The sequence below is a fragment of the Bacillus mycoides genome (assembly GCF_000832605.1).
Classification (GTDB): Bacteria; Bacillota; Bacilli; order Bacillales; family Bacillaceae_G; genus Bacillus_A; species Bacillus_A mycoides.
Map to the genome: position 1 here is coordinate 3,647,022 of NZ_CP009692.1, position 21,326 is coordinate 3,668,347.

23 protein-coding genes and 1 pseudogene are annotated in these 21,326 nt (G+C 33.8%); 4 read left to right on the forward strand and 20 right to left on the reverse strand.

Annotation, left to right across the window (positions count from 1 at the left end; genetic code table 11):
* The gene (locus BG05_RS20490) at positions 1 to 1,119 is read right to left on the reverse strand and encodes a GAF domain-containing sensor histidine kinase (protein WP_002031724.1); all 1,119 of its coding nucleotides are present in this window, start codon (positions 1,117 to 1,119) and stop codon (positions 1 to 3) included.
* Between the two features lie 151 nt (positions 1,120 to 1,270).
* Positions 1,271 to 2,164, reverse strand: coding sequence for a mechanosensitive ion channel family protein (locus BG05_RS20495; protein WP_002127215.1), 894 nt, complete (start codon positions 2,162 to 2,164; stop codon positions 1,271 to 1,273).
* A gap of 287 nt (positions 2,165 to 2,451) precedes the next feature.
* On the opposite strand from BG05_RS20495, the pseudogene BG05_RS29980 reads away from it, so the two are divergent.
* Positions 2,452 to 2,571: pseudogene (locus BG05_RS29980) on the forward strand (NUDIX hydrolase); the annotation flags it as partial.
* Positions 2,572 to 2,606: 35 nt separating this feature from the next.
* Here the strand turns inward: BG05_RS29980 and BG05_RS20500 are convergent.
* The 10 genes from BG05_RS20500 to asnB all read right to left on the reverse strand — a co-directional run bounded on the left by BG05_RS20500 (position 2,607) and on the right by asnB (position 11,249).
* Entirely contained in the window at positions 2,607 to 3,155 is a 549-nt protein-coding gene (locus BG05_RS20500; RefSeq protein ID WP_003189011.1) for a cysteine hydrolase family protein, read from the reverse strand.
* 237 nt (positions 3,156 to 3,392) lie between these two features.
* Positions 3,393 to 3,575 carry a hypothetical protein gene (locus BG05_RS29985; RefSeq protein WP_012260876.1) on the reverse strand — a complete coding sequence of 61 codons (183 nt, stop codon included), beginning with the start codon at positions 3,573 to 3,575 and terminating at the stop codon, positions 3,393 to 3,395.
* Between the two features lie 147 nt (positions 3,576 to 3,722).
* Positions 3,723 to 4,211, reverse strand: a complete 489-nt coding sequence (locus BG05_RS20505) for a putative periplasmic lipoprotein (protein ID WP_002065200.1) — start codon at positions 4,209 to 4,211, stop codon at positions 3,723 to 3,725.
* A gap of 260 nt (positions 4,212 to 4,471) precedes the next feature.
* Complete coding sequence (locus BG05_RS20510; protein ID WP_002127213.1) at positions 4,472 to 5,119, reverse strand: nitroreductase family protein; 648 nt, start codon at positions 5,117 to 5,119, stop codon at positions 4,472 to 4,474.
* Positions 5,120 to 5,217: 98 nt separating this feature from the next.
* Positions 5,218 to 6,093, reverse strand: coding sequence for a D-amino-acid transaminase (dat, locus tag BG05_RS20515; RefSeq protein WP_002127212.1), 876 nt, complete (start codon positions 6,091 to 6,093; stop codon positions 5,218 to 5,220).
* A 132-nt stretch (positions 6,094 to 6,225) separates the two neighbouring features.
* Entirely contained in the window at positions 6,226 to 7,188 is a 963-nt protein-coding gene (locus BG05_RS20520) for an ABC transporter substrate-binding protein (protein ID WP_002127211.1), read from the reverse strand.
* Positions 7,189 to 7,422: 234 nt separating this feature from the next.
* Complete coding sequence (locus tag BG05_RS20525) at positions 7,423 to 8,409, reverse strand: N-acetylmuramoyl-L-alanine amidase (RefSeq protein ID WP_002127209.1); 987 nt, start codon at positions 8,407 to 8,409, stop codon at positions 7,423 to 7,425.
* 106 nt (positions 8,410 to 8,515) lie between these two features.
* Positions 8,516 to 8,851, reverse strand: a complete 336-nt coding sequence (locus tag BG05_RS29990) for a hypothetical protein (RefSeq protein WP_041868010.1) — start codon at positions 8,849 to 8,851, stop codon at positions 8,516 to 8,518.
* Between the two features lie 45 nt (positions 8,852 to 8,896).
* Complete coding sequence (locus tag BG05_RS20535; protein WP_002012705.1) at positions 8,897 to 9,256, reverse strand: GNAT family N-acetyltransferase; 360 nt, start codon at positions 9,254 to 9,256, stop codon at positions 8,897 to 8,899.
* A gap of 91 nt (positions 9,257 to 9,347) precedes the next feature.
* Positions 9,348 to 11,249 carry an asparagine synthase (glutamine-hydrolyzing) gene (asnB, locus tag BG05_RS20540; protein WP_002012706.1) on the reverse strand — a complete coding sequence of 634 codons (1,902 nt, stop codon included), beginning with the start codon at positions 11,247 to 11,249 and terminating at the stop codon, positions 9,348 to 9,350.
* Positions 11,250 to 11,466: 217 nt separating this feature from the next.
* Here asnB and BG05_RS20545 point away from each other — a divergent pair, with 217 nt between their 5' ends.
* Positions 11,467 to 11,934, forward strand: coding sequence for an Hsp20/alpha crystallin family protein (locus BG05_RS20545; protein WP_002012708.1), 468 nt, complete (start codon positions 11,467 to 11,469; stop codon positions 11,932 to 11,934).
* A gap of 36 nt (positions 11,935 to 11,970) precedes the next feature.
* Here BG05_RS20545 and BG05_RS20550 read toward each other — a convergent pair whose 3' ends face one another.
* A complete protein-coding gene (locus BG05_RS20550) occupies positions 11,971 to 12,558 on the reverse strand; it encodes an SCO family protein (RefSeq protein WP_002012710.1) in 588 nt (195 codons plus the stop codon).
* A 335-nt stretch (positions 12,559 to 12,893) separates the two neighbouring features.
* On the opposite strand from BG05_RS20550, the gene BG05_RS20555 reads away from it, so the two are divergent.
* Positions 12,894 to 13,868, forward strand: a complete 975-nt coding sequence (locus tag BG05_RS20555; protein WP_002065197.1) for an MBL fold metallo-hydrolase — start codon at positions 12,894 to 12,896, stop codon at positions 13,866 to 13,868.
* A 188-nt stretch (positions 13,869 to 14,056) separates the two neighbouring features.
* On the opposite strand, the gene BG05_RS20560 is transcribed toward BG05_RS20555, so the two are convergent.
* The 4 genes from BG05_RS20560 to BG05_RS20575 form a co-directional block, all read right to left on the reverse strand.
* Complete coding sequence (locus BG05_RS20560; RefSeq protein WP_033707617.1) at positions 14,057 to 14,899, reverse strand: DegV family protein; 843 nt, start codon at positions 14,897 to 14,899, stop codon at positions 14,057 to 14,059.
* Positions 14,900 to 15,052: 153 nt separating this feature from the next.
* Positions 15,053 to 15,304 (reverse strand): DUF2535 family protein, encoded by a 252-nt coding sequence (locus tag BG05_RS20565; RefSeq protein ID WP_002012715.1) that lies wholly within the window; start codon positions 15,302 to 15,304, stop codon positions 15,053 to 15,055.
* Between the two features lie 328 nt (positions 15,305 to 15,632).
* The gene (gene tatC, locus BG05_RS20570) at positions 15,633 to 16,373 is read right to left on the reverse strand and encodes a twin-arginine translocase subunit TatC (protein WP_033708120.1); all 741 of its coding nucleotides are present in this window, start codon (positions 16,371 to 16,373) and stop codon (positions 15,633 to 15,635) included.
* Positions 16,374 to 16,430: 57 nt separating this feature from the next.
* Positions 16,431 to 16,610: a twin-arginine translocase TatA/TatE family subunit gene (locus BG05_RS20575; protein WP_002012719.1), complete on the reverse strand. Its 180-nt coding sequence runs from the start codon at positions 16,608 to 16,610 to the stop codon at positions 16,431 to 16,433.
* 209 nt (positions 16,611 to 16,819) lie between these two features.
* On the opposite strand from BG05_RS20575, the gene trhA reads away from it, so the two are divergent.
* On the forward strand, positions 16,820 to 17,476 hold the full coding sequence (gene trhA, locus BG05_RS20580; RefSeq protein ID WP_002085872.1) for a PAQR family membrane homeostasis protein TrhA: 657 nt from the start codon (positions 16,820 to 16,822) through the stop codon (positions 17,474 to 17,476).
* Between the two features lie 36 nt (positions 17,477 to 17,512).
* On the opposite strand, the gene BG05_RS20585 is transcribed toward trhA, so the two are convergent.
* From BG05_RS20585 to pbpC, 3 genes are all read right to left on the reverse strand, one after another.
* A complete protein-coding gene (locus tag BG05_RS20585; RefSeq protein ID WP_003188915.1) occupies positions 17,513 to 18,232 on the reverse strand; it encodes a lysophospholipid acyltransferase family protein in 720 nt (239 codons plus the stop codon).
* A 111-nt stretch (positions 18,233 to 18,343) separates the two neighbouring features.
* Entirely contained in the window at positions 18,344 to 18,979 is a 636-nt protein-coding gene (locus BG05_RS20590; RefSeq protein ID WP_002012622.1) for an FMN-dependent NADH-azoreductase, read from the reverse strand.
* 238 nt (positions 18,980 to 19,217) lie between these two features.
* Positions 19,218 to 21,203 carry a penicillin-binding protein 3 gene (gene pbpC, locus BG05_RS20595; RefSeq protein ID WP_033733921.1) on the reverse strand — a complete coding sequence of 662 codons (1,986 nt, stop codon included), beginning with the start codon at positions 21,201 to 21,203 and terminating at the stop codon, positions 19,218 to 19,220.
* Positions 21,204 to 21,326 lie beyond the last annotated feature (123 nt).

Genomic DNA, 21,326 nt, shown 5'->3' on the forward strand with positions numbered 1-21,326 from the left:
TCAAACCGGTAATTGAATTTCTATCTTTGTCCCCTTTTCCGGTTCTGCTTTTATTCGAAAAATTCCCCTCATTAATTCAATTCGTTCTTTCATGCTTTTCAAGCCAAGTGCTGACTCTCTTACTTGATCCTGTATAAATCCTATTCCGTTATCTTCTATGTAAAAATGCAACTTATTATTTTCTATCCTTAAATGAACACATACTTTTTCACATGAGGCATGTTTTTTACAATTATGTAATGCCTCTTGGCTTATACGCCATAAAACTTCTTCTATTTCATCTTCAATTAAAACCATTCCATCAATTCGAACTTCCACTTGAATCCCTAACAGTTTTCCGTAATTTTGAATCGCTTCTGCTAAACCTTTCTCTAATCCTTCAGGCCTTAATTGCCAAATCAAAAGTGTCATCTCTTGTAATGCTTCCTGTGATAATTCTCCAATATAACTTAACATCTCTTGCAAGTCTCTATCCTTCGTCATATTTAGAGTCCCTTTCGCTGTTAGCATAATTGAAAATAACAATTGTTTAACAGAATCATGTAAATCACGAGCCAATCGATTTCTTTCAGCTACAACTACATATTTTCGTTCTTTCTCAACTAATTGAATACGTTGTATTGTCGTTCCAATTTGAAATGCAATCGCTTCTAATAACGCTAACTCCTCCTCTGAAAAATGTGTTTTATGAGGCGAGGCTACATTTAATAGACCAAATTTCTCTGATCCAGATCTTAGCGGGATTGTCGCATGATGTGTAACATCTTCTGTCTCGCCCCAATTACATTCAATCGCATCCTCTATTCGTTTACATTCAATAATATTTGTTGCTTTTTCCAATCTTCCATTCACAAAACGTTCTACACACCAACAATCGCCTTCACACATCGGCTTCTTTTCCTGCCATGTAAGAGCTGGGGGTAAGTTTTGGTCTACAAGCATACGATGCTTTCCACTTTCATCAATAAAGAATATCCACCCTGTTTGTAAATTCATAACTTGTAATAATGTATGTAATACTTTTCCTAACATTTCCTGTAAGTTTGTTGCTTCATTTAGTAACTCAGCAATTTCTTTTAATGCCTCTAAACGATGCATCTCTTTTTCATCTATGTTCATTCTCATCACCAACTACCATTATAACATTAAGAAATTTCAAAATACTACAAACAAAAAAGAACCGAATTCCTTCAGCTCTTTTTTCGGAGATATCCCATACAGTTCATTCAAATCTAAATTCTAAACCAAAACAGAAATTAGCTAGTTTTCATTAACTGTCTGATAAAGATTGTCCCACATGGATATTCTGTAAACTTTCAGTGTTAACGAACATATTCGCTGCTGGCATTTGCACTTGATTTTTATGAAAAATAGACATTAATTCAAATCTTACTTGTCTAGAAGTTTCAAAATAATCTTCCGGTTTAATCAAACCTGTAATACAAAATTCATATCCAACATATTTAAGATTAGGATTTAAGTCTGTAACTCCAACATATTTAAATGGTTCAACAGCTTCATCATCTACTCTATAAAGACCTTGATCCAATTTTTCATTACAAATAACACACACTTCTTCTAACAATTCCTTAACTCTTGTAGGATCTTCCTGATAACTTACCGTGATGCGTTCAATAACTCGCATCCATCCTTTATTAAAATTTTGTATCGTTCTAATCTCTCCGTGTGGTATGGTAAGGAGTTTTCCTGACCATTCACGAATTTGCATAAAACGAATACTAATTTCCTCAATGGTTCCTGAATTTGTTCCGTTAAAAGTAACAAAATCGCCAACACGGAACTCTTTGTCCGCTAATCTTGCAAAGCCTAATATTACATCTTTTAGCATCTGTTGTGCAGCAAAACCGATGACAACTCCCGCTATCCCTGCACCTGCAATAATACTTTTTATATCTACAAATTGACTAATTAAATATATGATAAGACTGATGATAATGATATACCTAAAAATAGATCGAATTACACTTTGAATTGTCTGCTCTACCTCTTCATCAAAAAAGCTTGATTTTCTAAAAAACCAATCAATAATGCGATTTATAACAAAAGAAATAATGATAAGAACTAAAGCAAATAGTAAAAACCTTAAAAGTAAAAATTCCCTTACATAATTAAAAAACTCTTCAGTATACGTTAATAAACTCATCCATCCACTTCCTTACTAATAAAAATTTCATACAAAGCTACTATATTTTAAATACGCATTTATCATCTCAACACTTGTTTTCGAAACATCTTTTATCCTGATCTTAAATCGTACTTTCTTAACTATGTATTTGTATTCATTGTTCATCTTCAACAATATAACCCTTTAATGAATCTTTCAACTTCAGATGTTCTTTTCTATTTACTATAACCCTTTTTAATCCTCTAAAGGGATATTACAATAGAATTTTTTATAAACGACTTTCTTTTAAGTCCGCAATACTCACCTCGTTAAAAGCAGACGAAGCTAAATCATTACATGTACAATTTTTTGATTTAAATGGGCTACCAGAAAAGATTAGCCCGTTCATTAAAAAGTTAATTCAACAGCAAGTCGTCTCTATTTAAATGTGAAAAAGAGACCTTTTGAAGGCCTCTTTTTTTCACTTCACTTCTGCATTTAAACAAGATTTAAAATGTCCAAGTGCATATTCATGCCCTTGCGCATTAAAAGATGCTACTGCTTTTTCATAAACCACAATTTGAAACCCTTTGTTATAAGCATCTACTGCTGTATGAAGGACGCAAATATCTGTACATACACCTATAAGATGCACTTCCTCTATTCCTCTTTCTCTTAGCTTCATTTCTAGATCCGTTCCTGCAAAAGCACTGTAACGTGTTTTGTCCATATAGTATACATTCTCTGCATTTTTATATTTCTCGCATACATCTTGTAATTCACCAAATAAGTCTCTTCCATTTGTACCTGCTATATTATGAGGTGGAAACAATTTCGCTTCTGGATGATATACATCATTGTCTTCATGTTTATCGATCGCAAATACTACGTAATCACCTTTTTCAATAAATTGTTTCGTTACACTTACAAGTTCCTTCTCAATTTCTTGACCTGGTTTCCCGCATGTTAAAGCACCTTTTTCAGCTACAAAATCATATGTATAATCAATATTTATAAGAGCTCTTTTCATAACTACAATCTCTCCTTCTTCTGTTTCACAGTAAACAATAGAAAATTTGTTATTACGACATCGTATGTACTATTCGACATTTCAAATGAAATCCCTACATTTCCAACTCAATACTTACCTTAATCCGAGTTTATCATAAAGCGAAACTTTAATCATAGGGGGGGTATTATCCTTCACCAATCGGGCTTTTACGGGCAAGTTGATCTCCCACCTAACTTCCTCGCATGTGCCGAATTTTCAAGTGGGGTTCTTATTGTCCGTTAAGGCTTGATAAAACCGATACACAATGACAAAACATACAGCTCCAATTAACAAGTCATGAATGTGATAATTGAGCGTAACTTCAACCGCCTCTTGTAAAGTAAACCAAATGACCGAAAACATTATAATAAATAAGAAAATACGAATAACTCGTTTCAAACTTTCAATTCCTTCCTCTTACATGATAGTAAAGAATAAGTTCTTTCTATTCATTCGTACTAGAAAGTGAAACAAATTATTCTCAATGACATAATTCAATCCAAACTAAAAAGTACACTACTTTTGAGTAATGTACTTTTTTCCATATTAAGACGCAGGTTTCGTTTCAAACGTCGCTTGATTCAAGCTAATGACTTTTCCTTTTGGGTCATTGTTTTCAAACTGAGCTGCGGTAATCGTATGACTACCTGTCTCAAGCGTCTTTTCTTTTAATTGTACTGTTGTCTGTGTTGTACTAGTTACTTGATGTTTATCTGCAAATATTTGATCTACAAATACAAATGTTTCTTTATCGTTTTGAAAATTGGAAAGTTCTAATTCGACTTGCTGAATTAAAGTATCCTTTTTTATGAATACAGTTGGTATATTGCCATTTTCAGAAGTACCATCTGGAGTAGTTACTTTTACTTTCCCTTCTCCGATTGGCACTGCTCCTTCAGGAAATACGACCATATTCTCATCACTTGCATTTACAACTTGTTCTTCCTGGTTTGACTGTGCATCCTCTTTTTCCTTTGGAGTACCACAGCCTACTAATAACAATACAGACAATCCAGCGATTATGAATTTCTTCAAAATTCATTCCCCCTGTTATTTCATTATAATTTATTATACAAAAATAATTTCTTGATTTTAAAACTAGTTTTTAACACTTTCATGAACAAATATTAGCTTGCTCACGATTACTGTACCATACTTTCATTTTAAGAACATTAATTTTTTTAAAGAAATAAATAGTAATTCCACTCTATTCATCATTTTAGCCCAATTCACTAAAAAAATATCCATTCAAAATAAAAAGACATTGTCATTTCAATGTCTTTTCTACATAACATTTAGAAAATAAATGTTGTAATCTCATCAACTTCTTTTCGAGAAAGTTTCTTCGGCTTATCTTTCGGAAACCCGAGTGAAATTACCATATTAATTTGTTTTTGAGGCTCAATTTGTAAATATTGTCGCAGTTCATCTTGAGCTAATAATACAGGTCCTGTCATTGGACAAGTACCCAGTCCTCTCGCATATGCAGCCAACATTAAGTTTTGTGCTGCTAAACAGCTACTCTTAATTCCTTCCTCTTCCCATACTGAATCCGGAACGAAGGCAATTGGATCAAATATCTTTTCACGAAACTTTGATTCATATGGTGTTGCCAAACATACGATTAATACTGGCGCCTCAGAGAAAGCTGTCGCATATGGACCGAAAGAACGTGTAAGCAATTTCCCTGCTTTCTCTTCTCCATTTTCTGCTGCTTTTGCTGCAAGTTTATGTAATGCATCCCATGTCATTTGTTCAATTTCTTTAATTTTCTCTCGGTTCATAATGACCAAGAACTCCCACGTTTGTGAGTTCGTATCACTCGGTGCATAACGAGCACAATCAATAATTTCTTTTATATCACTAGTGGATACTTCTTGTTCTGTAAACTTTCTAACACTTCGTCTACCGTGAATTACTTCTTTAAAATCTTCATAATTCATATATTAAATCCCCTTTTTACAGCGTTTTCAAAACTTGTCCTATGGTTGAATTATATCATGAAAAAAAGCTGGGGGAATACCAGCTTTTTCCCTCATTATTAATTTGTCACTTTAAACAAACTAATACTTTCTTCATATGCAACTTGTAGTTTTTTCGTAATTGGTCCTCTTTCTCCGCTTCCAAACTTCTCATCACCAATTTGAACAACAGGGAATATTTCAAGTGGTGTCGCTGTAAAGAAACATTCGTCAGCCTCGTATACTTCTTGCAATGAGAATTCACGCTCTTCTACTTCAATATGTAAAGCTTTCGCTAATGTAATAACGTAGTGACGAGTAATGCCATGTAGAATGAAATTATCGGCCGGATGTGTAATTAATTTATTATTTTTCACCATAAAGAAATTCGAATGACACCCCTCTGTTACAACTCCATCTCGTACTAATATCGCTTCTTGATACCCTTGCTCGTTTATTTTATTTTTAATCATGATATTAGGTAGAAGGTTTAAAGATTTTATATGACAGAACTTCCAGCGTATATCCTCTTCTACAGTAACCTTTATTCCTTGTTCCATAGTAGCGGTAGGTCTTGGAAACAAAACAATATTCGCAAAATATGTTGGCTGTAAATCTTTTTCATACACATGATTTCGAGCTTGATCTCCACGTGATATTTGAAGATACACATTCCCATCCTCTTGAAATTGATTTCTTTCAATCATTTGATGAAGTTCTTCAACTAACTCTTCCTTTGTAAACGGCGGAACAATATTTATTTCCCTCATAGATTTAAAAAAGCGTTCCAAATGTAAGTCTAATAAATGAGGCTTCCCATCGTATAGCCTAAATACTTCATATATGCCATCACCAAATTGGAGTCCTCGCTCTTCCAACGCAACCATCGGCTGTTCTTCTTTCGTATTTACAATTCTTCCGTTAAACAAAATCCAATCTTTATGAGTAGCTTTCATTCCTTTCCACTCCTTTATTCCATGATTGGTTTTATTGTACAACTTATCCACACTTAAAAGAAGGAATTTTCTGTATTTAACTAAACAAAAAAAGTACATCACCTATTTAAAGTGATGCACTCAACCATTCATTTATTTCAAAAAATATTTTTCAATATCATCTAGCATTAAGTTTGCAGCTTTAATACCGCCTGCTGTATTCCAAATTACTTCATCCACTTGGAATACTTTATTGTCTTTAGAAGCCTGCAGCTGCTTAAAGAGTGGGTCTTCTGTCCATTCTTTTGCTAACGTGGTTCCTTCGTTATTCTTATCCGCATCTTTATCAGATGTGAAGTAGAATATGTAGTCCCCATCCATATTCGGAATTTGCTCTTTTGTAATTCCTTTTATCGCAAACTCATCTTTATCTTGTAGTGGTGGTCGCTTAAATCCAATATCATTTAAAACAGCACCTGAGAATGAGTTTTTCTGATAAATACGAACGTCACCTGGTACGAAGCGAATAATAGAAACTTTAGAATTCAATTTATCTCCTAACTTCTCTTTCATTCCTTCAATACGTTTTTTATAATCTTCAAGAGCCTTTTGCCCTTCTTTTTCTTTATTTACAGCTTTTGTATAGAGTGTAAAGTTTTCTTTCCAATCCCCGCGCAATGTTTCAGCGTACACAGTTGGCGCTATTTCGTTCAATTGCTCATATATTTTTTCATGACGCATTTTATTCCCGATAATTAAATCTGGCTTAAGCTTCATAACTGCCTCTAAATTAATATCACGCTCAGTACCTACAACTTTCGTATCTTTTAAATCTTTCGCTAAATGAGGATACCATTCATCACCAGCACGTGGTTTTGTAGTTCCAACTGGTGTTACTCCGACAGCTAAAAGCGCCTCCGCACCCTCATTTGTTAAAACAACTACTTTTTTAGGTGTACCATTTACTGTTGTTTCACCCATTGCATGCTTTACAGTATACGAATCTTTTGCTTTAGCCGATGTATCATTTTCTTTTTTCTCTTCTTTGCTACACCCTGCGATTATTACCATAAGTATCATAATGCAGAACATAAATATTTTTTTACTATGTACCATATGTCCTCCCTAGATGAAATCGATTATCATTAACAATTAAAGATTAATGTATATTACATACATTGTCAATGTATATCAGAAAACTTTTTCAATATATACATTTTAGATTCTATCCGCTATTCAAATGTTTATTTTTAAAATAAAGTGTATAAGTATGAAAATAATAAACGTTCTTAAAATGCGTATCTACGTTATACATAAATACGCATTCGTATTACATTATAAACTCATTTCCTAATATTGATTATATTTAATATATGATGGATCATTATACACCCATTGATTTCCACCAAGGTTCAACCAACCGTTTTGATTAATATATACTAAATAAGATTCTGGATTATTTAATTTACGAATAACTGAAGAAGATGTTGATGGACCACTTCTTAAGTTCACATTCGTTCCTTGTATATAAGCGACACCAATTGGACTTCCATCACTATTGCTCGTCTTTACAAAATTAATGTACGAAGGGTCATTATACACCCATTGTCCATTTCCTAAGTCTAACCATCCGTTACTTTCCTGATATACGACATACGATTCTGGGGCGTTTAGTTGACGAATAACTGAAGAAGACGTTGATGGGCCACTTCTTAAATTCACATTTTTCCCAAGTATATAGGCAATCCCCTTCGTTTGTGGTGTTGGTTGTGGATTTGGAGGATTCGGATTTGGAGCTACTCCAAAAATAGCTGCTATTCCGTTTGCATACGCTTGGCTTAGATCTTCGATAAATTGTGGATTTTTCAATAAATTAGCATCAAACGTTGTATCAATAAAGGCAGTCTCTGTTAAAATTGCATCCATTGCAGTCTCTCTTAGTACCGCATAATTTGCTTTTTTGGCTCCTCGGTCACGAAGACCGTATTTTGTTAATACAGGATTGACTGCTGCATGCATTTTTTGTTGCTTTTCATATGCGGAACTACTATTAGATAGCGCGTTGTAAATATAACTTTCAAATCCAGTTCCACCGCCACTATTAATGTGAAATGAGATAAAATAATCTGCACCAAATGAATTAGCAATATTAGCACGTTCTGATAAAGAGATAAACACATCACTATCACGTGTCATTTTAATATTGATTGGATAATTTGCAGATAAAATATCTCGCACACGTCTAGCAATTTGAAGTGTTAACTCTTTTTCCACTAACCCATTACCAACAGCACCAGAATCATATCCACCATGCCCTGCGTCTATAACAAGTTTCATATATCTTTTTCGTTCCTTTCTTTATTGTAATAAGCTTTCATTTCTACTCGTCCTATTTTATGTTAATTGTACAAGTTCCGTTACAAGTACAAATAAAAAAACCCCCTTATATAAGGCGGTTTCTATCGCTTTGCTTTAGCCAATTTAAAATGAATATATACGATTGATAATGGATGTAACGTATGCAAAATAAAAGAAATAAAAGAAATATCCCACCGCCGCTATATAGCAACCCAAACTTCAAAAAGATGTTCAAAAGAGGTGGGAAATACGTTATGTTTTGCAATACAAATAGCATACAAAACAAAATTAAAAATACGGGAATATATTGTAATTCATATGGTCTTCTCTTCTTATACATTCTTTTCCGAATAAAAGTCTGGCATAGTTCTGCTACTATAAAACAACCTCCAACTAATACAAGACCAGAAGTTATCGTCATACGTCCACCTACCTTATATTCATATCATCACCTAATCAATATTCACTATATTTTCTTTACATATATTCCATTTTCCTCAATAAAACCAGATCCCTCTATGAAAGATTTAGCTTGTTCCGTAAACATCTCTTGCAATACTTTTATTTCTTTCACATTTCTCTGTTTCATCATTTCTTCAAATGTAAAATACGTATTTGTCCCGTATCCATAACCTTGATAATCAAAATGAATAATTAACTGTGACAAAATAGCACTCTCTTCTTGAACGCTATAATCTATTACGCCAATATATGTATCATCAACCTTTACACAATACTGAACCTTTTTCTCATCTAAGCTGTGTGAGTGAAACATTTCTTTTACAGCGCTTTCATTTTCTGTATTTACTTTCTCAAACGTAATCATATGTTGTCCATCCTTTTACTATTATTGTATCAATAATAAATGCAATTTATGAAAAAAACCTTAAGATCGAATGCGACCTTAAGGTTTTTTATTAAACTAAGCTATACGCACGCTTTGTTTCTTCGTGGAACTTATTCGTATCGTATTTATGCTCAACATAAATTTGATGCCATACCATAAACGCAAGTACAGTCCAAATTTTACGGCTATAATCGCCTTTATCTGCACAATGTGCTTCCAGTAAGTTTAATACATACTGTTTTTCGATTAAATGCTCAGTTTTGCTTTCTTTAATAATATTTACAGCCCAATCGTGCATTTCATCTTTTAACCAGTGACGAATTGGTACTGGGAATCCAAGCTTTTTACGATCTAACACGTGATCCGGAACAATTCCACGAGCAGCTTCACGTAATATAGCTTTCGTTGTTCCGTTTGCAATTTTAAATTCTGTCGGAATTTTAGATGCAACGTCAAATACTTCTTTATCTAAGAACGGTACACGAAGTTCTAATGAATTTGCCATCGTCATTTTATCAGCTTTTAATAAAATATCGCCGCGTAACCATGTGAACATATCAATGTACTGCATTTTACTTACATCATCATAATCTTTAATTTCGTTATACAATGGTTTCGTGATATCCATATAGTTAACACTTTCATCGTAATACTTCATTAATTCAGCTTTCTCTTCTTCACGGAAGATTTTCGCATTTCCATAGTAACGCTCTTCGATTGGCGTACATCCACGCTCTAAGAAGCTTTTTCCTTTAAACCCTTCTTTAAGAGCACCACTTAATGCCTTTAGAACACTCTTTCCTGGGCTAGGAATGTAAGAGAACATTTTTAACGAGTTTGGCTCACGATAAATGTTATATCCACCAAACAACTCGTCTGCACCTTCACCAGAAAGAACAACCGTTACGTGTTTACGCGCTTCTTTCGCAACGAAATACAATGGTACAGCTGCTGGATCCGCTAAAGGATCATCCATATGCCAAATGATTTTTGGGAACTCATCCATAAATTCTTGCGCTGTAATGAATACGTTATGGTTTTTAACTCCTAATTTCTCAGCAGTTTCTTTCGCAACATCAACTTCACTGAAACCACGTTGTTCGAAACCAATAGAGAATGTTAATAGATTTGGATTCATTTCTCTTGCGATAGAAGCAATAATAGATGAATCGATACCACCAGATAAGAAAGAACCTACTGGTACATCACTACGCATATGTACTTTTACAGAATCGTATAATACATCACGAATTGCTTGGATATGCTCCTCTTTCGTTGCGCTTGAAGCGTTGAAATAAGGATTCCAGTAGCGATGGATTTCCATCTCTTTACCGATTTCTTTTACGAAGTAATGACCAGGCTCAATTTTGTTAACATCAATTGTTAATGTTTCTGGCTCTGGACCATATTGGTACGTAAAGTAGTGTTGTAGTGACTTTGGGTTTACCCCTTTGTCTTCCATTACATGCATAATACTTTTCTTCTCAGATGCGAAGAATGTAGTATCACCTTGTTGTGCGATGTATAAAGGCTTAATACCGAAGTGGTCACGTGCACCGAAAAGTGTCTTTTCTTCACGATCCCAAATCATAAATGCGAACATACCACGAAGGTAGTCTACACATTTTTCTTTCATATGTGCATACAATGCAATGATAACTTCTGTATCAGATTGTGTAGCAAAAGTTGCACCTTTTTCAAGTAACATTTCACGTAGTTCTACATAATTGTAAATTTCACCATTAAAAATAATTACATATCGATCATTTTCATAAGTTAGCGGCTGATGTCCTGCCTCTAAGTCAATGATACTTAAACGGCGGAAGCCAAATTGTACATGTTCATCACGAAAATATCCTTCGTCATCTGGACCGCGGTGGAAAATCATCGTGTTCATATTTTCAAATTGATGTTTTTCTGTTTCTGAAAACTCTCTAGGGTTTTCACATAAACATCCTACAAAACCACACATACTTCTTACCCTCTTTCAGTTTTCATTCTGTCTCAATACTACTATATCAACCCTATTTATACTAGCATAATCAACTGAATATGGCGACCAAAAACTATAAAAAACTCACTCCATTTCACATTTTTAACATTTTTTTATGAAAACATGAAAACTAGGCACTCACCTTTCTCCGCTTTTGTCATATGATATTGCAAATTGATTTCTAGGAGGTAATACCATGAGTGAAGAAAAAAAAGATTCTTCTCGCCCACCGGTTCGTAATTATTTAAAACAAATTGATGATTTTTTCGAACAAACACCTCTTCGTGGCGTAATTGCTGATTTAAATCATTTTTTCCAAAAAGGAAACCGTTTATTAACATTCCCAGTAGATTTATACGAAGTTGGTGACGAACTCGTCGTTACAGCCGAACTACCAGGTATACAAAAAGAACAAATTCAAATTGAAATACAAAGCGAATACTTAAAAGTCTCTGTAAAAGAAGATATACTTGAAGAGACGGAAGAAGAACAGACATCTCATAACTATTATCGCCGGGAACGTTCCATTTCAGAAGCGTCAAGAATTATTAAGTTACCATATTTAATTAATAAAAAAGCAACGAAAGCTTCTTATCAAAACGGTGTATTAGAAATTCGCGCACCGAAATTACCACAACAGCATGACATATTATCCATAGACTGAATACTAATAAAAGAAGGGTGCTTAGCACCCTTCTTTTTAATCAGCTAATCGCTTCATATCACGTATAATATCTTCGTATGGCGTATTGCTAATGCCGCTATATTTTTTCATTACTTTTCCATTTTGATCGACTAAGAAAAATGATGTACCGTGTATTACTTGCCCATTCTCTGGTTTATCTACAAGCGATTGGAAGTTATCTTTTGAAAACTTTGTAATATCCTCCAGTGAATAACCTGTTAACAAGTTCCAATTACTTGTATCCTCTGTAAACTTTTGAATGAATGCTTTCAAATTTTCTGGTTTATCAAGTTCAGGGTCTACACTAAACGAAACAAACTGAACGTCTAATTTCTCTTCCTTAGCCATTTTCTGTAATTTCGCCATATTAGCAGTCATTGGCGGACAAACCGTTTGACAGCTTGTAAACATGAAATCAGCTACCCAGACTTTCCCTTTTAAATCTTTTGTACCAAACGGCTTTCCTTCTTGATTTGTAAATTGGAAAGTTTCTAAATCCCAGTTTAACGGTTTACGTAATTTTGACCCTGAACTGCTACAACCTGCAAGTACAAAGAGACAAAATACAACCATAAGACCAATTAACTTTTGATAACGCTTCATTATTAAACCTCTCTTCTCTATCCTTAATTTATGTAAGTTATGTATATCATAACAAAAGTAAACACTATGAGAAAATTGTTTACATCATTTGTTCACGAAATCGTACGAATTTACGTATGTTACTTCTTTATTTCAAGCGAATTACTAGACAAAATATATTTTACTACTATTATTTCTCTAACCATTATTTGCGAAACGAAGTTCATTGTTAAATTTGTAAATAAACCCCCCTATTTTTTTACAATTGCTTAAACATTAATCCATGTTAAACACTGTATTCCTTAACAACATTTCGGTACAATACAACTACAACGATTTTAAATGAGGTGATGTTCATGGCAAAGCGCTATGAAAATATGGATAATGCAAGTACAAAAAAATCAATTCGCTCCTTCTTACGTTGGCGTAAAGAGAGAAAGCAAAACAAAAAAGACTTTTCTTTTCTAGTAGAACAATCACCTGTTAAACAAAGTAAATTTCTACTAAATAACTTTGAAAAAACGACTGTCACATGGATTGGTCATTCAACTTTTCTCATTCAAACGAACGGCTTAAATATTTTAACAGATCCAGTATGGGCAAATAAATTAAAGTTAGTTCCACGACTTACTGAGCCAGGGCTCACTATAAAAGAACTACCTAAAATCGATATCGTTCTTATTTCACACGGTCATTACGATCATTTAGACTTTTCATCTCTTCGTCAACTAAATGATGATGCCTTATACCTTGTTCCTATTGGGCTAAAAAAATTATTTACTCGTAAAAAATTCACCAATGTAGAAGAATACAACTGGTGGGAAAGTACAACAATTGATGAAGTCTCTTTTCACTTCGTACCTGCCCAGCACTGGACGAGAAGAACATTATTTGATATGAACACCTCTCACTGGGGAGGGTGGATCATTGATAATATGACTTCTTCAGAAACCATTTATTTTTGTGGTGATAGTGGTTATTTCCAAGGATTTAAAGAGATCGGCAAACGTTTTTCAATCGATATTGCACTTATGCCAATTGGTGCCTATGAACCAGAATGGTTTATGAAAGTGTCTCACGTTTCACCAGAAGAAGCTGTGCAAGCCTATCTAGATATAAAAGCTACACATTTCATTCCCATGCACTACGGTACTTTTGCTTTAGCAGATGAAACACCAAGGGAAGCAGTAACACGACTACGAAATAACTGGAATTTACGAATGCTACCGTGGGAACAGCTACATGTTCTCTTTTTAGGTCAAACTTTCACTTATAGCCCTATTGTCCCCGTTAAAGAACCAGTAAAAATCACAGAAACTTCTCATGTATAATAGTACTAATTTTTACGAGTAATTTATCATATACTTTAAAAAATTGAAAAGGGTGTTTTCCATGAAAGATTATTTACAGACTCGCTATATAATTAGCGGTAGCGCCTGTATTGCCCTTCTCATTTCTTATTTTCTGTCCTGAAATAATAAAAAAGCTACTTGAAAATTCATTTCAAGTAGCTTTTTTATTACTCTGCTAAATACATAAAACCAATTGCTCCTGGTCCTGTATGAGTACTGATAACTGGTGTTGTATAGAAAATCTCTGATTGAGTGAATCCATTCACTTTTTCAACAGCAGCTTTTACACTTTCTGCTAAAGGAATTGCTTTAGCATGTGGAATCGCAACAGCTTTCACCACTTTTCCAGCAGTATCTTCCTCGAATAGTTTAGCCAACGTTTTTACAATCTGCCCTTGGCTACGTACTTTCGTTACCGGATTATATACGCCGCCTTCTAAACTTGCAATTGGTTTAATATTAAGTAAAGAACCAATAAGTGCCTTACCTTTACCGATGCGTCCACCTTTTACTAAGTTTTCTAATGTATCTACGACAACATATAAACGAGTATTCTTTCTTACTTCATCAATACGTTTTAAAATATCTTCTAGTGAGCATTCTTCTTTTGCCATTTTTGCCGCTTCAATTACTTGATATGCTAAAGCATGTGTAATAAATTGAGAATCAACAACTGTTACTTTTGTATCTGTCATTGATGCAGCGCTATTCGCTGTTGCGACAGTACCGCTCATTCCACCTGTCATATGAATGGAAAGTACTTCACTTCCATCTTCGCCTAGCTTGTCATACATTTCTACAAATGTACCCATAGCCGGTTGTGATGTTTTTGGTAATTCTTCTGATTTAATCATTTCTTCAATAAATTCATCCGGTTGCAAATCTACACGATCTAAGTATGTTTGTCCATTTACAGAAATAGATAATGGTAAAACATGAATATCATACTTCTCAATTATATCTTTTGATAAATCTGCCGTTGAATCTGTTACAATTTTAATTTTTTGCATATTATATTCTTCCCTTTCCAATACGCTCTCCCTGTTATTATACTAGCATTCCCGATGCTTTCAACAATTTCGAATGAATTTCACCAAATTAATTATATTTTTATACCTAAAATAAAAAAGACAGAGCCTATCTAACTCTGTCCCTGCTGTGTATTATGCATTCTTTTCAAGAGTATTTGTCTTATATACATTTGAATAATCATTCCACTTCAAACAACTTTGTAAATATTCACGGAAAGAGTACGAGAATCTTGGGTTTTTATGTTTTTGAATTTTCGCAATAAACAATTGAAGACGAGACTGAATTAGAAACGCTAATGGATGCTGTGTTTGTAGGACAGGGATTTCAAATATTTTAATACAATTCCCTGTTGCATGAGTGAAATAAAAACTTTTCGTAATCACAATATCAATCCTCTTTTTCGTTGGATTTTTGAACTTCCTCCACTTTATTCTTTAACACGTTTTTTAGTGTAGGTTTCCTATGAATACTAAAATATCCTTAAGCTGCCCCATTTAGAAGTTAATACTTCATTTATATCCACCTAATTCGAACCCTGTCCTATATATCCTTTGAGACGGGAGTCTTATTATCCATATATAGCTTGATAACTTCAGTATAAACTTATAAAAATGAAAAGTTTGTCTAAATTTTGGAGATTCTATAATTTTTTCCTTCTATATATTGTATACAATTATAGCTAGAGTATAACAAATAAATTAAAAAGTGCCTTTATAACGAGGCACTTTTCGACTGTATTTCTTCTCTTTTCTGTTTTCGTTTACTAACTATCTTTGATAAAGCGATACTGATTTCATAAATACAAATAAGCGGTACCGCTACTAAACTATGTGATAAAAAATCTGGCGGCGATATACATGATGCAATTATAATCAACACGACATAAGCATATCTTCTTATTTTCTGAAGAAATTCTGCCGTTAGAAGACCTATACTCGTTAAAAACATAACAACTACAGGTAATTCAAATATAACAGCAAACGGAACTGTTAAATTTAATACGAAATGAAAATATTTTTCCGTTGTAAACATCGTATTAAACATCTCATTACCAATTGTAGTTAGGAAATGAAATAAAAATGGCATGACGATAAAATAACCGAAAGATAGGCCTGCTATAAATAATATAGACAATACCGGTATATACATTAATGTCATTTTTTGTTCATTGGGATGTAAACCTGGTTTTACAAATAACCAAATTTGTATCGCAGCAAAAGGAATTGTACAAACGATAGCAAATACTGTAGCAATCGAGAAAAAAATCCACAACACATCACTTGGACCGAGAACAGTTAATTTCATTGGTAAATCTTTTACAAGCCAAAAATAAATATCCTTCGTAAAAGTAAATCCAATAATTAAAAATAATACAAAGGATAATACTGTATATATTACTCGTTTGCGAAGCTCAACAATATGTTCTACTACGCTCATTTCCCGATCTTCCATCTCGTTCACCACACTTTATTTATCCATTCCGAGAAAAACTTCAGCATATTCTTTTATTTATTTATTTTTTTCTTTCTCTTGAAATGCCTCATCAGTCAATTCTTTTGTTGATTTTTTAAATTCTTTTAACGTTTCCCCTAAAGCTTTCCCAATTTCCGGTAACTTTTTTGGGCCAAATAAAATTAACACTGCTACTAAAATTAAAATTAACCCTGGAAAGCCAATATTTGAAAACATTTCCCCATCCCCTTCATAAGTAGATTCCTTGTCCTACTATTCCATAAGTTCATTTTGTCAAAAAATTTCGTAAACGTCAATGTATCCGTTGTCTTTTATCGAAAAAATTCGAAAATATAATCAATTGAATATCATTTTCTATTCCTTTTGTATATGATATGGTTAAGGAAAATATAACTTATCTCAATACAGTGAAAGGAATTAACATTATGACGCAAAAAATTAAAAGAATGACCCAATTTGTAAAAGAAGAAATTGCGAATGCAATTACCCATGGTATCGGTGCCATTTTAAGCATCCCTGCCTTAATCATATTAATTATTCATGCTTCCAAACATGGCACAGCATCTGCTGTTGTTGGCTTTACCGTTTATGGTGTAAGCATGTTCTTGCTATACTTATTTTCTACACTGTTACATAGTATCCATCATCCAAAAGTAGAAAAGTTATTTACCATTTTAGATCACTCCGCCATATATTTATTAATTGCCGGCACGTATACACCATTTCTACTCATTACACTGCGTGGTCCGCTCGGTTGGACTTTACTCGCAATTATTTGGACCCTTGCGATTGGTGGCATTATTTTCAAAATCTTCTTTGTTCGTCGCTTTATTAAAACATCAACATTATGTTATATCATTATGGGCTGGCTCATCATCGTTGCCATTAAACCCCTTTATGAAAATTTAACCGGTCACGGCTTCTCACTACTATTAATAGGAGGCATTTTGTATTCTGTCGGAGCTATATTCTTCCTTTGGGAAAAGCTTCCGTTCAATCATGCCATTTGGCATCTCTTCGTACTAGGCGGTAGTACAATGATGTTTTTCTGCGTACTGTTTTATGTCTTACCCGCAGCATAAAAAAAGTTTCAGCTTGTTTAAGCTGAAACTTTTTTATTACTTATGTAATTGAGATGCAATAATATCTTTTGTATGCTGGGTTAACTCTTTAGCATCCATACTTGCATATTCTTCAGGTGTAATTGGCTTAGAAATCGTTACTGTTGCATGAGCTGGTTTCATACGATTTCCATTCGCTTCAAACATTTTATATGTACCATCTAACGTTACAGGTAAGATTGCTACACCAGATTTTACTGCTAGGTGAAAACTACCCGCTTTAAACTCTCCAATTTCGCCACCCTTACTTCTCGTTCCTTCAGGGAAAATTACGATAGAATGTCCATTCTTTAATAGTTCAATTCCATCTTTAATTGCCTTAAGAGATTGACGGCGATCGCTGCGGTCCATAAACACACAATTCATTAGTTCCATCCATGTTGGTACAACCGGAAACTTTTTAATTTCCGCTTTTGAAACGAATCCAATTGGCTTATTTAAGTAACCTAGTAAAACAGGAATATCCATATTACTTTGATGATTACTTACAACTAGCACCGGCTTGTCTTTTGGAACATTTTCAAGTCCCTTTACTTCTACAGTCGATCCAGTTACACGCACCATTTTCTTACCAAACCAGTTTGTTGTTTTATACACAACACTATCTTTTTCTTGCGGTGACATCGCATTTGCTTTTCTTTTTATATGCCACAACCTTGGTGTAATCGCAATTACGATTAAAATTAAATAAAAGATTTTAAAAAACGTTTGAATCATACAGAACCCCCACCTATTATCATTCCGACCTTCATTATACTAGACAAACGAAGGAAAAAGAAGAAAAAATGTCCAAACAACAAGTGTTTGGACATTTTGAAGTTTTCTATATTAGAAACGTTTTGCTAATTCGCGTGCATTTACAATCGCTGCTTCTTTAATGTCTTGTGCTTTTTCAGGATTTGCATTCATTCCTTCAACTGCAATATATTCAGTGTCTGATACACCCATGAATCCTAATACCGCATTTAAGTGATTGCGACCGAAGTCCATAGATGCGTATGCTCCTTCAGAGTAAACGCCGCCTGTAGCTTGAATATGAAGTGCTTTTTTGCCTTCTAGTAAGCCAACTGGACCATTTTCAGTATATTTGAATGTTTTACCTGCGATTGATAAGTTATCTAAGTATGCTTTCACTACTGCTGGGTAGCTGAAGTTCCACATTGGAGTCACGAATACATAACGATCTGCATGCATAAATGTTTCTAAGTTATTGTTCATTGCTGCAACTTTTTGTTGCTGATTTTCACTTAAAGTTTCGAATCCTTCGCCTGCTGCAAATTTACCCCAAGCAGCGAATACGTCTGCATCGATTGCTGGTACAGTTGTATTGAATAAATCAATTGTTACAACTTCGTCTTGTGGATGTTCGTTTTTATATGCTTCGATGAAAGCTTCCCCTACTGCCATACCGAAAGAACCTTCTGCTGAATTTGGATTTGCTGTAATAAATAGTACTTTTGTCATTGTATTATCTCCCTTTTTCTATTTTATATTTAATTCGAGATTTATTATTTTATAGTAAATAACTTACCTTATGTAAGTATAATACAAAAAGTTTTAATAGATGTCAATAAAAATAGCTACTTTTTTTTCGTAAGTTAATAAGTTATATTATTTCAGTTAGTTTTTGTATATAAATATTAAGGTTTTAATCAAATAAAAAACTATCTCCATATTTCATGGAGATAGTCTTCTTCAATTACTACTTTTGAAAAACATGTTTCACTTTTTCAGCTGGAATATTACTTCCACCTCTACCTTTTACATCTTCAATCATCATTGTAATGACCATATCAGGTGAATTTAAATCAAACGCAGCAAACCAACCTAGTTCTTTTCCTTCTACCTCTTTTGATACTTTTAATTCTGCTGTTCCTGTTTTACCAGCAAGAGTCATACCATCAATTTTAGCAATTTTTCCAGTACCATCTGGATCGTTAATTACTTTCGTTAAAGCCGTTTTCAATATATCTTGATTTTCTTTAGAAATCACGTTCTCTTTCCAAACTTTTGGTTGTTTATCTGTTTTAATAAGATACGGTGACGGAATCTTTCCATCATTTACAATCGGTGCATACGTTAAAGCTAAATGAAGAGGAGTCATTAAGACTTGTCCTTGTCCATATCCTGTATCTGCCATTTGAATATCATTTTTTATGCCATCATTTGCGATTTTAGAAGCTGGGAATCCGTATTCAATTGGTAATTTCTCATCAAATCCGAATTTTTTCGCCTCAGCCATAAATTTATCTTTTCCAATTTTCAAAGCTTCTTGTGCGAAATAAATATTATCCGAGTATTTCATTGCCTTATCAAAATCAATCGGATTCGCATCTTTTACACGTGTTACGTAATAATTGCCCCAAGAAGAATCTTTCGTCCATTTCAGTCCTTCAATTTTCAATTCTTCTTTTGGATCGATTGTTTTCGTTTCAAGACCAATTGCACCTGTAATTGGCTTAAATACAGAACCTGGTACCGATAATTGTGTAAATCGATTCGTCATCGGTTTTTTCGGATCATTATTCCAAGCCTCGCGTTGTGCTTTTGATGTTCCTCGTGCAATTAAATTAGGATTATAAGCTGGACTACTTACAAGAGCAATTGTTTCTCCACTTTTCGGATTAATTGCCGCACTTGAACCAGCTTCTCCCTTCATTTCATTATACGTTTTTTCTTGAACAACACTATCGATAGTTAAAGTTACATTTTCTCCATCAACAGCATCTGTTTTCGCTAAATTTTTAATTTCTTTTCCCTGTGCATCTTCCATGAAGACACGGCCACCTTTTTTCCCGCGTAGCTGTTCTTCCAATACTTGCTCTAATCCAGCCTTACCAACTGGTTCATCGGCTTGATAGCCTTTCTTTTGAAGCGTTTTTAAATCTTCAGCATTTACTTTTCCGATATAACCAGTAAGATGCGCTGCTGCTTCCCCTAACGGATATGTACGAACATTTACAGGTTTTGCTGCAACACCTGGTAAATCGATGTACGTATTTTGCGTTGCTCCCTCAGGCAAAATTCCAATTGGTACGAGATACCCTGGTTTTACCCATTTCGCAGCTAGTTTTTGATCAATCTCTTCTACAGACATATTTAACAACTTCGCTACTGCTTCTTTCGTTTGCGGAGCAGTTTCATCTAATTTTTCTGGAATAATTCCAATCTCAGAAGCTTTCCCATTCGTCGCAAGACCTTTTCCATTACGATCGTATATTTCACCACGTTTTGGTTGTGTTGTTTGCATACGCACTTTACTATCTTTTGTCATGCCAGGGAAAATGAAATCAGGTGTCCAATCTATTTTCCAAGATTCTTTATCTCCATCTTTTTCTTTCACCATTTTTGCTTCATGACCAAAAGTGATTTTACCACCAACTGTATCCATGCTTACTTTAAAAGGAACAGGGCCTTCATCTTTTTTATCTTCTTTTACTTCCCCTGTTTCTACCTTTAAGTCTTTTACTTCAATACCAGAATAAATTTTTTCATATTTCTCAGTAAACTCTTTCTTTGAAATATCTTTTTTTGCATTTTCTGATAATTGATCGTACATATCTGCAAATTTTTGTTTATTCCATGCTTTTACATATGTATCAAACGCTTCTTGTGGTTTTTCTTCTTTACCACATCCAACTAACATGAATGTTAAGCAAAGAAAAAGAATCCCCCATATTTTTCTCAACTGATTCTCCTCCTCTTTCTATATTAATACTTTTGAAAATTTTAGCATTTTTCACATGCTACCTTTCATTATAGCACTATTGAATATCCTCTATAAACTTACATTTATAAATACAAATAAAAA

Excerpts from the sequence above, each read along its gene's own strand:
- BG05_RS20525 (WP_002127209.1), bottom strand. The coding sequence starts at position 8,409 with ATGAAACTTGTTATAGACGCAGGGCATGGTGGATATGATTCTGGTGCT.
- BG05_RS20585 (WP_003188915.1), bottom strand. The coding sequence starts at position 18,232 with ATGATTCAAACGTTTTTTAAAATCTTTTATTTAATTTTAATCGTAATT.
- trhA (WP_002085872.1), top strand. The coding sequence starts at position 16,820 with ATGACGCAAAAAATTAAAAGAATGACCCAATTTGTAAAAGAAGAAATT.
- BG05_RS20545 (WP_002012708.1), top strand. The coding sequence starts at position 11,467 with ATGAGTGAAGAAAAAAAAGATTCTTCTCGCCCACCGGTTCGTAATTAT.
- asnB (WP_002012706.1), bottom strand. The coding sequence starts at position 11,249 with ATGTGTGGTTTTGTAGGATGTTTATGTGAAAACCCTAGAGAGTTTTCA.
- BG05_RS20510 (WP_002127213.1), bottom strand. The coding sequence starts at position 5,119 with ATGAATTATGAAGATTTTAAAGAAGTAATTCACGGTAGACGAAGTGTT.
- BG05_RS20490 (WP_002031724.1), bottom strand. The coding sequence starts at position 1,119 with ATGAACATAGATGAAAAAGAGATGCATCGTTTAGAGGCATTAAAAGAA.
- dat (WP_002127212.1), bottom strand. The coding sequence starts at position 6,093 with ATGAAAGCTACTCATAAAGATTGGATTTTGTTTAACGGAAGAATTGTA.
- BG05_RS20590 (WP_002012622.1), bottom strand. The coding sequence starts at position 18,979 with ATGACAAAAGTACTATTTATTACAGCAAATCCAAATTCAGCAGAAGGT.
- BG05_RS20520 (WP_002127211.1), bottom strand. The coding sequence starts at position 7,188 with ATGGTACATAGTAAAAAAATATTTATGTTCTGCATTATGATACTTATG.
- tatC (WP_033708120.1), bottom strand. The coding sequence starts at position 16,373 with ATGGAAGATCGGGAAATGAGCGTAGTAGAACATATTGTTGAGCTTCGC.
- BG05_RS29990 (WP_041868010.1), bottom strand. The coding sequence starts at position 8,851 with ATGACGATAACTTCTGGTCTTGTATTAGTTGGAGGTTGTTTTATAGTA.
- BG05_RS20560 (WP_033707617.1), bottom strand. The coding sequence starts at position 14,899 with ATGCAAAAAATTAAAATTGTAACAGATTCAACGGCAGATTTATCAAAA.
- BG05_RS20555 (WP_002065197.1), top strand. The coding sequence starts at position 12,894 with ATGGCAAAGCGCTATGAAAATATGGATAATGCAAGTACAAAAAAATCA.
- BG05_RS20575 (WP_002012719.1), bottom strand. The coding sequence starts at position 16,610 with ATGTTTTCAAATATTGGCTTTCCAGGGTTAATTTTAATTTTAGTAGCA.
- BG05_RS20495 (WP_002127215.1), bottom strand. The coding sequence starts at position 2,164 with ATGAGTTTATTAACGTATACTGAAGAGTTTTTTAATTATGTAAGGGAA.
- BG05_RS20500 (WP_003189011.1), bottom strand. The coding sequence starts at position 3,155 with ATGAAAAGAGCTCTTATAAATATTGATTATACATATGATTTTGTAGCT.
- BG05_RS20550 (WP_002012710.1), bottom strand. The coding sequence starts at position 12,558 with ATGAAGCGTTATCAAAAGTTAATTGGTCTTATGGTTGTATTTTGTCTC.
- BG05_RS20535 (WP_002012705.1), bottom strand. The coding sequence starts at position 9,256 with ATGATTACGTTTGAGAAAGTAAATACAGAAAATGAAAGCGCTGTAAAA.